Annotated in this window: 11 protein-coding genes; 2 read left to right on the plus strand and 9 right to left on the minus strand. The window is 69.3% G+C overall.

Going from position 1 to position 12,627, the window contains the following annotated elements:
- Positions 1-51: 51 nt before the first annotated feature.
- The 5 genes from BCF44_RS35585 to BCF44_RS35610 form a co-directional block, all read right to left on the minus strand.
- Entirely contained in the window at positions 52-384 is a 333-nt protein-coding gene (locus BCF44_RS35585) for a winged helix-turn-helix domain-containing protein (RefSeq protein WP_116178867.1), read from the minus strand.
- A complete protein-coding gene (locus tag BCF44_RS35590) occupies positions 381-857 on the minus strand; it encodes a hypothetical protein (RefSeq protein ID WP_116178868.1) in 477 nt (158 codons plus the stop codon). The genes BCF44_RS35585 and BCF44_RS35590 overlap by 4 nt, the downstream gene beginning before the upstream one ends.
- Before the next feature lie 580 nt (positions 858-1,437).
- Positions 1,438-2,469, minus strand: a complete 1,032-nt coding sequence (locus BCF44_RS35600) for a beta-keto acid cleavage family enzyme (protein ID WP_246015955.1) — start codon at positions 2,467-2,469, stop codon at positions 1,438-1,440.
- A gap of 61 nt (positions 2,470-2,530) precedes the next feature.
- Complete coding sequence (locus BCF44_RS35605) at positions 2,531-3,430, minus strand: TauD/TfdA dioxygenase family protein (RefSeq protein WP_116178871.1); 900 nt, start codon at positions 3,428-3,430, stop codon at positions 2,531-2,533.
- A 33-nt stretch (positions 3,431-3,463) separates the two neighbouring features.
- Positions 3,464-4,438 carry a quinone oxidoreductase family protein gene (locus tag BCF44_RS35610; RefSeq protein ID WP_116178872.1) on the minus strand — a complete coding sequence of 325 codons (975 nt, stop codon included), beginning with the start codon at positions 4,436-4,438 and terminating at the stop codon, positions 3,464-3,466.
- A 125-nt stretch (positions 4,439-4,563) separates the two neighbouring features.
- Between BCF44_RS35610 and BCF44_RS35615 the strand changes: the two genes are divergently transcribed.
- The gene (locus BCF44_RS35615; RefSeq protein WP_116179132.1) at positions 4,564-5,622 is read left to right on the plus strand and encodes an AraC family transcriptional regulator; all 1,059 of its coding nucleotides are present in this window, start codon (positions 4,564-4,566) and stop codon (positions 5,620-5,622) included.
- Positions 5,623-6,129: 507 nt separating this feature from the next.
- Here BCF44_RS35615 and BCF44_RS35620 read toward each other — a convergent pair.
- The 4 genes from BCF44_RS35620 to BCF44_RS35630 form a co-directional block, all read right to left on the minus strand.
- Positions 6,130-6,543: a YkvA family protein gene (locus tag BCF44_RS35620; protein ID WP_246015956.1), complete on the minus strand. Its 414-nt coding sequence runs from the start codon at positions 6,541-6,543 to the stop codon at positions 6,130-6,132.
- A 151-nt stretch (positions 6,544-6,694) separates the two neighbouring features.
- Complete coding sequence (locus BCF44_RS58705; protein ID WP_281283177.1) at positions 6,695-6,820, minus strand: hypothetical protein; 126 nt, start codon at positions 6,818-6,820, stop codon at positions 6,695-6,697.
- 105 nt (positions 6,821-6,925) lie between these two features.
- A complete protein-coding gene (locus BCF44_RS35625; protein WP_116178874.1) occupies positions 6,926-11,314 on the minus strand; it encodes a cation-translocating P-type ATPase in 4,389 nt (1,462 codons plus the stop codon).
- 2 nt (positions 11,315-11,316) lie between these two features.
- Positions 11,317-11,610 carry a hypothetical protein gene (locus tag BCF44_RS35630; RefSeq protein ID WP_116178875.1) on the minus strand — a complete coding sequence of 98 codons (294 nt, stop codon included), beginning with the start codon at positions 11,608-11,610 and terminating at the stop codon, positions 11,317-11,319.
- 437 nt (positions 11,611-12,047) lie between these two features.
- Here BCF44_RS35630 and BCF44_RS54860 point away from each other — a divergent pair, with 437 nt between their 5' ends.
- Entirely contained in the window at positions 12,048-12,515 is a 468-nt protein-coding gene (locus tag BCF44_RS54860; protein ID WP_147328754.1) for a hypothetical protein, read from the plus strand.
- Positions 12,516-12,627 lie beyond the last annotated feature (112 nt).

Raw genomic sequence — 12,627 nt, forward strand, 5'->3', positions numbered from 1 at the left:
GGGGTGGGTGATTGCTGAACGCGTCAGCGGCTGACCGGTCGTCGGGCTGCGCTACGACTGCTCGGATGACCGGCTGGGTGGGACCACCGACCCGCCGGCGCGGGCGACGATCTCCTGGAGCGCCAACACATGCTGGTCGAAGGCGGTGCGGCCGCTGGTGGTCAGCCGGGCCGAGGTGCGGGGTCGCTTGCCGACGAAAGCCTTGCGGATCTCGACGTAGCCGGCGTCCTCCAGCGTGGTGAGCGCTTTGGACAGGGTGGAGTCGGACAGGCCGACGCTGTCGCGCAGGACCGCGAAGTCCGCCCATGCGGTCGCGGCGAGGAAGGCGACCAGCGACAGCCGCGAGGGCGCGTGGATCAGCTCGTCGAACCTGGGCGTGGTCACCGCTGGCTCCTGGACCGGCGCACCAGCGTGTCCGCCTCCCACCGAACGAGCATCGGCCCGACGACCGCGAACAACACCCCGGTGACCGCGGCGGCGATCGTTCCTGGATGGGGCACCCCGGCCGCCTTCAGGCCGAACCCGGCCGCCAGCCCCACGCCGAGCAGGCCCACCACAAAGGCCGCCAACCCGGTCAGTGTCCTGCGGGCGCCCAGGCCGCGGCGCGGCGAGGCGGCGCGGGCCGCGCGGCGCACCGGCACGTCGATGAGGCCCGAGGCGACCACGAACAGGGCAAGACCGACCCAGAGGAGCACGTCGCGCCCGGACTCGACGACCGCCGCGAGCGCGGTCATCAGGACGGCGTAGGCCCACCACCACCAGCCGGGGAAGACCTTCCGCCGGATCACCTGCTCGCGCCGACGGTCGATCTCGTTGAGTGCGCGTGCGGCGTCGGCCGGATCGACCTGATCGCTCATGTTCCCTCCCCGATAGTACTTTCCGGATGGAAAGTACTTGACGGTGTCCCGACCCGCAAGTGCCGGCGGCGCGGGGACCAACGGGCGCCGCCCATCAGGATGCGCAGGCCGAAACGTTCTCGGCCCCCGCACCATCGGCTTCGTCACCCGCATCAGCGATTGCACGCCCAGGTAGTGATCCAGCGGTGCCGCTTCGCGTCGCTCACAGGCCAGCCTCGAGCCCCGACGATCAGGTCCACGTTCACGTTGGCCAGCTCGGAGAGGGCGGCCGGCCACGACCGCGACGACCGGCTCGCCGTCCGCGGGGAAGATCTGACGTCGCTCGAAAGGCATCACGATCGCGTCATTCGCCGATGCCTCAAAGCGCAGCTGGTCGCGCAGCCCGGTGAGTTCGAACGGGTGGAGGCGCTAATGGTGCTCATTCACCCGAGGCTGGTCGAACCGAAATGGGTGGCAACGCGGTCACAAGTCACGCGACGGTAGCGAGGGCGTCAAGGCGTTTCATGGCAACTTCCAGACGGACTCGGACGTCGTCGGCCTGAACGTCCGCCGCCCTGATCATCCCCAGTGGACAGTGGCATCAGGCGTGGTGCGTGAAGCCGACCTGCCCCGGTCGACGGTTCGGTGCGAACCCGGCCTTGGCCAGGGTTTCGTCGGCGTCGGCGTACCGCTCGCCGATCTTGTAGATCTCGAAGGCTTCCTTGCCCGTGGCCACCTCGCGGCCGAGTTCGCCGGCGATGCGCACCAACTGCTCGACCTGCTGGACCGAAGTGACCTTCCGGCCCTTCTTGCCCCACAACGTGTCCTCGTTGCCGCAGCGGGCGTGCAGACCCATTGCGATCGCCATGGCGTTGACCGGCAGGACACTGCGCATGAGGGTTTCCAGCGTGAGCACCGCGCCGTCAGGGACGCGGCGGATGAACTCCATCATGTTGTACGGGCTGGGGCCGTCGAATCCACCTCCGATACCGACCCAGGTCAGCACGAGTGGACCGGTGTGGACGCCTCGCCGGATCAGCCGCTCGACGGTTTCCAGTTGCGCGATGGTGGCCAGCTGGAAGTGAGGCTGGATGCCGGCGGCTTGCAGCCGCCTGAGGTGTTCCTCGACCCAGCTCGGGCCGGCCGGGACGACCATCTCGCGGTATGCCTCCGCCACAGCCGGTCGTGTGAAGGACGTGCCCGCGATGTCGTCGGCTGTCATGAGCTCCGTGATGTTCATCTGGCTGGTGTTGATGGCGATGGTCACCTGGTCCGGTGCGGGATCCAGCGCGGCCAGCATGTGGCGGGCCTCGTCGCTGAGCCACCGGGCGTCTGCCCCGTCGTGTTCCGGTGCGAACGAGATCGAGCCGCCGACCTGAAGGATCATCTCGGGGACGGCGTGGCGCAGCCGGCCGATCAGCTCGTTGAACCTCGACAGTCGCTTGGAGCCCTTGCCGTCGACCTCCCGGACGTGGATGTGCAGCACGGTGGCGCCGGCGTTGTGGCAGTCGACGGCCTGCTGGACGTGCTGGTCCATGGTGAGCGGCAGGTCTTCCGGGAAGTCGGCGGGTTCCCATTCCGGCCCGTAGGGAGCGGCCGTGATGACCAGCTTTTCCTGGTTCTCGGGAAACAACGAGTCGTCGAGGAAATGTATGATTTCTCCAATCGCCGGAGAGGAGCGGCCAGCCGGCCGGTCAGAACGGGCGGTCGCCCATGATTCCGGCCCGCTCCATCTTGCGGACCGCGGGCCAGTAGTCCTGGACCGCGTAGTGCTGCGTCGACCGGTTGTCCCAGATCGCGACGCTGTTCTTGGCCCACCGCCAGCGGACCTGGTATTCCGGCACCGAGGCTTGGGCGATCAGGTAGTTGAGCAGGTTGCTGCCGCCGGGGGCGTAGTCGATGCCGTAGCGAATGTTCTTCGGGGTGTGGAAGTTGACGAAGTGCGTGGTGAACCCGTTGACGAAGAGTATCTTTTCCCCGGTTTCCGGGTGGGTGCGCACGACCGGGTGCTCCGCGTCGGGGAAGCGTTCCTTCAGCTGGTGTCGTTCATCCATCGGCATCTCGGCGCCGAAGGTGGCCTCGATGCTGTGCCTGGCGCGCAGTCCGTCGATCTGCGTCTTGGCGTGGTGGGGCAGCTTCGCGTATGCCTCGGCCATGTTCACCCAGATGGTGTCGCCACCGACCTCAGGGGTCTCCACGCAGCGCAGCACGCATCCCATCGGTGGCTTCTCCCGCCAGGTGGCGTCGCAGTGGAAGGCGTTTTCGTAGTGCTCGGCTGGACTGTCGAGGTCCTTGTAGATCCGGACCAGGCCCGGATGTTCTGGGTCGCTGCCAGCCACCGGGTGGTCTTCGAGCTCGCCGAACCGCCGGGCGAAGGCCACGTGCGCGGCGCGGCTGATGTCCTGATCGCGCAGGAACAGGACCTTGTACTCGAGTAGCAGCGCCTTCAGTTCGACGAACAGCGCGTCCTCCCGGACCACGTCCCCGAGGTTCACGCCGAACAGTTCGGCGCCGATGGAACGCGTGAGCGGTTCGAATTTGATCGCCGACGGCCCGGCGGGAGCCGGGCCCGTCAGCTCACTGGTGTTGGTCACGGCGCATCCTTCGATCGCGTTTTCTGGTGGTGGTCACAACGAGAAGACGGACGAGCCGACGCTGCGGCCCGCCTCCAGGTCGTGATGAGCCCGCACGGCGTCAGCCAGGGCGTAGCGCTGGTTGACGCCGACCTTGATGCGACCCGACTCGACATGGCCGAAGAGTTCTCCCGACAACTCGGAGCGCTCCGCGGGGTCGGCGATGTAGTCGGCGAGCGCCGGGCGAGTGACGAACAGCGATCCCTTGGCGGCGAGTTGCATGGCGTCGATCGGCGGAACCAGCCCGGACGCGGTTCCGAAGCACACCAGCAGGCCGCGCCGGGCGAGCGAATCGAGGGAAGCCGAGAAGGTTGCCCGACCGATGCTGTCGAACACGACCGGCACACCGGCCCCGCCGGTGAGTTCCCGGACCCGGCCGGCCACATCCTCGCGCGGATAGACCACCACGTGGTCGCACCCGTGGGCACGCGCTACCTCGGCCTTCTCCTCCGTCGACACCGTGCCGATCACCGTGACGCCCAGGAGTTTCGCCCACTGCGTGACGATCAGGCCGACACCGCCTGCCGCCGCGTGCAGCAGAACGGTGTCTCCCGGCTTCAGCGGGTGGATCCGGCGGAGCAGGTAGGCCGCGGTCAGCCCGCGCATGGTCATCGCGGCGGCAGTGTCGAACGTGATCGTGTCGGGGAGCACGATCAGTGGTGCGGCAGGCATCACGCGCTCGGTGCTGTAGGCCCCGAGTGGGCTGCCGGTATAGGTGACGCGATCGCCCTCCCGCACGTGTGCCACCCCTGGTCCCACGGCCTCGACCACACCGGCCGCTGCCACGCCCATGCCCGCGGGCAACTCCACCGGGTAGAGGCCGGAGCGGAAGTACGTGTCGGCGAAGTTCAATCCGACCGCCTCGTGGCGGACGCGGGCCTGGCCCGGACCTGGATCGCCGACCTCGACGGTTTCCCAGCGCATGACCTCCGGGCCACCGGTTTCGTAGTAGCGAACCGCGTTTGCCACGGCGTTCTCCTCGGATCTTCATCGGCCGACGGCCATCGGCCACCTTCAGCACCAGACAGTAGGCAGCATCGACGTGCGATACTTATCCTGAGGTGACAGCGGAATATTCAATCCGGGACACGATCATGAAAGCCCTCGCCCGCTACGCAGCGTTGAACAGCTACGTCGAGGTCAGCCGGTCGGTCGGCATCGACCCGGCACGGCTGATGAGAGGCGTCGGTCTCGACCCTTCCAGCCTGGGCCTTCCGGATCGCTGGATTCCCGCCGTGGCGATCGCCCGGCTCCTCGAGCAATCAGCGGCGACATCCGGGTGTGAGGACTTCGGCCTGAAACTGGCCGAACGTCGACGATTGGCCAACCTCGGCCCCCTGAGCCTGGTCATCCGCGAGGAGCCAGACCTCCGCGGCGCCCTCAGAACGCTGATCCGTCACGAGAACATGTACAACGAGGCCCTGCGAATACACATGGCGGTCACGAACGGCCTGGCAACCGTGCGCATTGGTTTCGAATTCGGCGAACCCACGGGGACCAGGCAAGCAACGGAGCTCGCGATGGGCACACTCCACCGGCTGCTGCGCGACTTCCTCGGCACCCAGTGGCAGCCGCTCACCGTGTGCTTCACACACACGGCGCCGGCGGACCCGAGCGCCCATAGAAGGTTTTTCGGCCCCGCACTCAAGTTCGAGCAGAAGTTCAACGGCGTCGTTTTCTACGAAAACGACCTTGAAACACCGAACAAGACGTCGGACCCGCAGTTGCGCGCCTATGCTCAACAGTTCCTCGACTCCGTTGGATTTCCAGAAGAAACGACAACTCTGGATCGGGTCCGGGAACTCGTCGAGCTTCTGCTGCCGACCGGCCGATGCTCCGTGGAGCAGATAGCCCGTAGCCTCGGCGTCGACCGTAGAACCGTCCACCGGCACCTCGCCGACGAGAACGAGACGTTTTCGTCGGTGTTGAACTCGGTGCGAACCGAACTGGCCGAGCAGATGGTGAGCAGCGGGCGTCACTCCCTGACCGAGGTTGCCACCCTTCTGTCCTTCTCCTCGTCGAGCAATTTCTCTCGTTGGTTCCGGGGGAGATTCGGCTGCAGCCCCAGCCGATGGTGCGCCGAAAAGAGCGCACGCTCTCCAGGTAAACCGTCACCGCGCAATCCGCCGAGTCCAGCAGCGCGAGCGCCGTAGCACCGACCAGGACGATGGATGGCACCCTGACCAGCAGGGCTACCTCTCGAACGGCCACACGGTCGGCCGTTGCCCGACCAGGCTCGAACGATGCGCACGTTGCTCCCCGACATGGGCAGTGACATGGCGCTTGACTTTGGTGGATGGGGTTTTCGGCACCCCCTGCTGCGCGGCGCGCCGGCCGGGCGGCGAACCGGTGGTGGCCCGCGCCACGGTCGCAGCCGCGCAAGCTGGCGGATGACGGGCTCGTGCATGCGACCGGCGACCACGTCGCACAGGTCGATCAACCGCGCCGGGGCCGTCCGAACATGGCGGCACCTGCATCGGCTGCACCATCCCGGACCAGTTGGACGGCGCTGCGCCGCCCGCGACGACAACCGCGCACGATCCGCATGGTGCGGGAGAACGCGGCGAAGACCCCGGGCGAGCAGCACCCGGGGTCTTCGCCGCGGTGGGCACGGCCACCGGGTTTCAGTGTGAACAGAAGATGACCATTGGTGATTCCGCTCAGCGATCACGAATGCGACGCCACCGCCGGCGGGGGGCGTCCGGATCGCGCGGAGGGCGACGGCGACCGAGGAGCCGCTCGAGCACCGCGGGATTGCCGGACCACGCGGCGATGAGAACCTCCCGCGCGACCTGGCGGCTGGCATAGCGCAGGGCGACGACGAGAACGACGACATTGTCCAGCAACCCGATCACCGGAACGAAGTCCGGGATCACGTTGATCCCCGAGAGCGTGTACAGGCCGGCGAACGCCAGGACGTATCTGGCCCGGCGGGGCACTCGCGGGTCCCGCCGCAATGCGAACACGGCCTGCACGCAACACGGCACGAAGCGCGCGACCTCCTTCGCCAGCCCTGGCGGCAGCAGCCGCGCCACCAGGGCGAGCACCAGGCACGACGCACCGAGCACGAGCACGGTCGCAGCTGTCCCGAGAGCCCATCCCAGCATGGCGCACCGTCACCAAGTTTCCGCTTTCCGCTGGATCATCTGACATAACCACGACATGCTCGAAATGCACAGTCGGCACATTGTGGCCATTGGCGTGAGATGGCCAGCAGGCACGGAGCTAGTCGGCCATCGCGACCTTCGGCGAGAAAACCCTCGCAAAGATCACCTGCGCCACGCGGACGGCGATGATCTCGAGGAGAATCATCGCCGCCTTCGCGACGACAACAGCAAGTAAGTCAGCCATCGGATTTCCTCTCCTACGCCCGATTCGTCGGCTCAAACGTCCGAAGAATAGGGTGCCCCGCTGTACTGGCGTGGAGTCGCAGCTTGCCAGCAGGTTAAGAGACGGTTATCCGGCGGCCTCGATCGCCCGTCTGTCCACCGTGCGCCGCGACCGCAGCGCCAGACTGACCAGCGCGGCCGCCACCGACGTGCCGACGGCGATGGTCCACCCGTGCGGCCATAGGGGACGAGAGCCGAAGAAGTGGCTGACCCCCGGCGTCTGCACGATCGCCGCCAGCGCGGCGAACGACAGAACGGTGGCCACGAGCACGAGCCGGTCCCGGCGGCCGGCCGCGAGCGTCTGTCCGAGCTGCGCTCCCACCAGCGCGACCAACGCCGCGGTGTTGGCCTGGTTGCGAGTGCCGGTGAATCGACCCAGCACCCACGCGGTGCTGGTGGCCGCCGTGGTGATGGTGGCGCGGCGGTAGATGTCGCGGGTGAGCGACGGCCCCAGCGAGGCGTCCGGCCCCTCCGCGAGCAGCACCTCGGCGGTGGCGCCGGGCGGCGGTCGCAGGGCGATCGCCATGGCGGGCAACACGTCCGTCAACACGTTGATCAACAGCAGCTGGCGCGCGTTGAGCGTCTCCGCCGCGCTGAGCAGGCCGGTGCCGACGGTGAAGGCGATCTCGCTGAGGTTGCCCCCGAGCGGAATGGCCACCGCGTCGCGCACCGACGCCCACATCGCGCGGCCCTCGACGATGGCGGCCGTGATCGTCTCGATCCGGTCGTCGGTGATCACGACGTCCGCGGCGTGCCTCGCCGCCGGCGTGGCGTGCCGGCCCAGTGCCATGCCGACATCGGCCAACCGGATGGCCGGCGCGTCGTTCGCCCCGTCACCCGTGACGGCGACGACCCGACCCGCGGTGCGCAGCACCCGGACGATGCGGGCCTTCTGAGCCGGGCTCACCCGGGCGAACACGGTGATGTTCGGCAGCTGACGGGCGAGTTCGGCGTCGTCGACGGCGTCCAGTTCCGAGCCCGTCATGATCCGATCGCCGTTGACCACGTTGAGTTCCGTCCCGATGGCCTCCGCGGTGTCGGGATGGTCGCCGGTGACCATGACCACCCGCACGCCCGCCTGCCGCAGCTGCTCGACCGCGCGCAGGGCGGTCGGCCGGACCGGATCCGCCAGGGCGAGCAGGCCGGTCAGGCACAGGCCGCGCACCCGGTCGTCGTCGAAACCGTCGCCGTCCGACGCGGCGTGCTCGGCAACGGCGAGCACCCGGTACCCGCGGCTCGCCAACCGCGTCACCTCCTGGCTGAACCGCCGATGGGCCTCGTCGTCGAACGGCCGCATCCCGTCGCCGTCCTTGGGACGGCGCCAGTGGCTGCACCGTGCGAACACGATCTCCGGCGCGCCCTTGACGCTGACGAGCAGTCCCCGCTCGCCGTGCCCCAGGACGGCGTGGAATCCCCGCGCCGGCTCGAACGGCATCGAGTCGACCAGTTCCCAGCCGGCGGCTCCTTCGGTCGTGCCCACCCCGGCGCCGATCGCGCCGTCGACGACCGCGCGATCGGTGGGATGCGCGAGCGGCCGGTTCTCGTCGGGCACGGGACTGGCGCGCAGGGCGGCGCCGACCACGCGGCGCAGCGCCGGCGTGAGGTCGTCCGCCGGACGGTCGGCGAACCCGTCGCTGACGCGGTGCAGCCGGATCCGTCCCTCGGTGAGCGTCCCGGTCTTGTCGAAGCACAGCACGTCCACCCGGCCGAGGGCCTCCATTGTGGACGGATTGCGCACCAGGGCGCCGTGGCGCGAGAGCCGACGGGCGGCGGCGAGTTGCGCGACGGTGGCCACGAAGGGCAGCCCCTCCGGCACTGCCGCCACCGCCAGACTCACGGCCCGTCCCAGCGCCTGGGCGATGGGGCGGCCACGCAGCGCGTCGATGCCCAACAGCGTCACGCCGGCGCCGACGGAGATCGGCAGTGCCAGTCGCACCAGCGAGTTCAGCCTGGTGTGCACGCCACCGGACCGTGGCCCGCCGCCCATCAGGGTGGTCCGGCCGATCTCGGTGTCCGTGCCGACGGCGGTGACGACCGCGACCGCCGAGCCGGCCGCGACCACAGTGCCCTGATAGAGCATGCAGTGCCGGTCCGCGATCACCCGGGCCGGTGCGACGCCGACGGTCTTGCTGACCACCTGGGACTCGCCGGTCAGGCTCGACTCGTCGACCTCCAGGTCCTGTGCGACCAGCAGTCGGCAGTCGGCGGGCACGGCGTCACCCGCGTCGAGCTCGACCACGTCGCCCAGCACGAGCTGGTCCGCCGACTGCTCGAGCCGCTGTTCACCCCGCCGCAGCCGGGTCTGCATCGCCACGGCCTCGGTCAGGCGGTGCAGCGCGCGGTCGGCTCCCAGTCGCTGGGTGCCGCCCACGAGCGCGTTCAGTCCCAGCACTCCCACGATCAGGATGGTGTCGATCATCGACCCGACGCTCCAGGACAGTCCCGCGCTGCCGGCGAGCACCGGCGTCACCGGGTTGTCCAACTCCTCCAGGAAGGTCTCGGCGACGCCTCCGGCCCGCTGCACCGCCTCCTGGTCCGGCCGGCCCTGTCGACGCCGTGCGGCCTCCTCGGCGTCCAGCCCGTCGGGTGACGTCCCGAGCCGGTCGAGCACGATGTTCGCCGGCATGGCGTGCCACGGGGTGCGGGTCACCGGCACCGGCGCGGGCATGCGCATCGGCCGGGTGCCCCACCATGTGCCGGCGGCCAGCGCCAGCAGCGCCGCGACCTGGACCGGAACCTGGGCACGGCCGGGTGCGCTCTGCGCCGGTCCCAGCATCGAGAGCAGACTGCCGGCGGTCGCGCCCGCGATGGCCATCTGGGCGCTGCGCCGGCTCGCCTTTCGCGCGAAGGGCACGGACTGGAGCAACAGGCATGCCTCGCCGAGGCCGGGTCCGCAGAGCAACGAGGAGCCCCAGGGCGGCGGCGTGTCGGCGTGGGCGATCCCGATGCCCACGTCGGCGGCGGCCAGACCGTCGGGGCGATGGGCCGAGACGACCGCCACGACGTGGCCGTCGGCCTGAAGTGCCCGCACGGAGGACACCAGCTCCACGTCGCCGGGCATCCACCTGTCGGCGTCGAGCCGCTTCTCCAGCGCGCCGTCCGCGCCGGCGACGACCACGGCGCCGGCGGCCCGCGCCGCCGACACCAGCGCCTCGGCCAACGGATCGAGCTCGGTGACCACGCTGACCAGCCCCACGACCTCGACGCCGCGCCGAAGTGCCAGCGCGAGAGCGCCCCGTGTCGTCCATTCGCGCACCCGGGCGTCCGCGCCGAGCGGGTCGTCGGCGACGGGCACGACCGACCACCCGTCGCGCTCCCGACGGATGTCCGGGGCCGCCGGGTGGACCAGTTCGTGCGCACGCGCATGCAGCTCGTCCAGTGCGACGCTCGAGTCGACCGGCACGATCTCGTCGATGATCTGCTCGCCGGTCCGCAGGATCGCCGCGTCGAGCACCACCATGTCGACGCGGTCCAGCCGCCGCAGCGCATCCGGGTCGACCGTGAGGACACGACGCCGTGCGATGCCGCGACCGAGTTGGCCGGCGAACGCCTCCCTGCCCATACGCGCCGCACGCGGCGCGCTGGAGACCAGAACGCCCAGCGCGCGCTGCCGGTTGCCGAGGAGTGTCGCGCCCGCACCGGCCGTGCCGAGCGAGGTCACGACGTCGGCGACCCGGTCGGTCGCTCCGGCCGGGAGCGGGACCGGACGCGGTGCGCGGTCGAGCGGTGGGGTGTCGTATGCACCCTCGCGGTCGGCCAGCGCTCGGTGCCACTGCTCCCAACTGCGTTGCCGGGCCAGCCCTTCCATGATCATGGAACCGCGATGCCAGGCGTCGTTGACCAAGAGCAGGGGGACCTGGGCCATGGCATTGGCCACCGACCCGGTGAGCGCGAACAGCGCGTCGGCCGCCGGCCGGCCCACCGCGCCTTCCACACAGCCGCGAACGCGGGGTGAGTAGTCGGCGACGGCGACGAGCGCGGACAAGGCCGTGGGCGCCTTGGGGAGCGGAAGCAGTCGGCCCGCGAACGCGTAGGGCAGGCCGAGCAGATCGACGCCGAGCGCTATCGCCTCCGACGCCATCCCACCGGCCGGGCCGGGAAACTGCCCGCGTGCCGCGTGCGGGACGGCACGCATCGCGTGTGCCTCCTCGACCTCGCGGATCATCAGCACGAGGTCGTCGACCTTGACCTTGTCATGATCGAACGTGACGACCGCCCAACTCAGCGCGGCGTTCACCTCGGCGGTGCGCACACCGTACGACTCGGTCAGGCGCTTCACGAGTTCGCGTGCCGCGTCTTCGGTGCCGGGTCGGTGAATGCCGTGGATCTCGATGTAGGCGCAGTCGCGGACGACACGGACGCGACGGTCGACGCCGGCCGGCAGGCACGCCCGAGCGGTCGCGACCGCGCCGCCGGCGATCCTCGACGCCCATCGGAACAGTGGAGGGAATGGCATGGCTATTCCGCTGGCTTTCCTGGCTTCGCCGGCTTTTCCGGCTCTTCCGACACCGGGGCGGGCGGCTGCGTCTCGTGCTCGTGGTGATGCCGGATGGTCCACTGCACCACGATCATCCCGGCCGCCGCCATCGCGACCACCGGCAACTCGACGATCCCGAACACGGCGACCAGCCCGAGGCCGCCGTAGTACGCCAACTGGGTGGGGGGCGGCAGGACCTCGCGCACCTTGTGCACAGCGGCCGCCACCTCCTGGCGGCCGACCGGCGTGGGGAACTCGGGCAACCGCCACTGCACCGTGGCAAATGGAAGAGTCAGAGTCCCCGTCCGCGGCCCACCGCTCTCCGGGACGTGTTTTTCCACTTCTTGACCGGCGGCTCCGGTTTCCCGCCCCTTGTCCAAAGATCGCGCCCCCTTTGCTTCCACTGTAGACATCGCCTCTCCCGTGAGATTTGCCAAACTTCGCGGAAATTACGAAGCTACCGGCGTCGACGGGACGACAACGGGGCCATCTGTGGCGCGTCCTCGTCAATGACGCGGGCGCGCCCGAGGGGCCACACACGGGCACACCCCCTCCCAGCGCGGCGGATTGCGGTGTCGGGGGCCGCGGAAGTGGCCTCTTACCGGGGTGCGACCGCGCTCATACACTCCGAGAAACGGGGCGACCACAGGAACGTCGAGGCGACAAGCCACCCCGAAAGTGGGTATCTCTCATGAAAAGTCGACGAGTAAATGTGCGGACATGGTCGGCAATTGCCGTCGGATTGCTGGTCTTTCTGACCGCCGGAGGGGCGGCGACCGTTTCCCGGACCACGGTCGTCGCAGCCGCGGGGCAGACCAAGGTTGCCGACCCGGCTGAAACGAACCCGAACGTCACGGCAGGTCCGGCGGGAACCATTCGAATCGGCTCCGGCCGATCCGCGACATGCCAGTGGACCCAGTACTCTCCCGACGGCATCACCATGCAGGTGGACACCTCCGCCGCCGGCTTCGCCGGCACCCCGGTCTATGTGACGTCGATCGGCGGTTCCAGCTCGCACTGGAGCCTTGCGGGAACGGGCGCTGTCTATGCTCCCGACAACGGGAACCTGCGAACCGGCTTCCGCATCTATCTGCGCTGGGCCGTTCCGGACGGCGCAGCCCTCACTCCCGTCATGGCGTGCAACTACGGCTGGTTCGTCCAGTGGATCGGCAGCGAGTAGGTCCTCGGCGCCGCGCGCTCGTGCCCCTTGGCGTGTTCCCGACACTGGCGCGAAATTGTGAGGATTCCACGACTTGGCCCCTCCCGTCGGCGATGTGGGCGCGGCATGCTGG

The organism is Kutzneria buriramensis (assembly GCF_003387475.1).
Classification (GTDB): domain Bacteria; phylum Actinomycetota; class Actinomycetes; order Mycobacteriales; family Pseudonocardiaceae; genus Kutzneria; species Kutzneria buriramensis.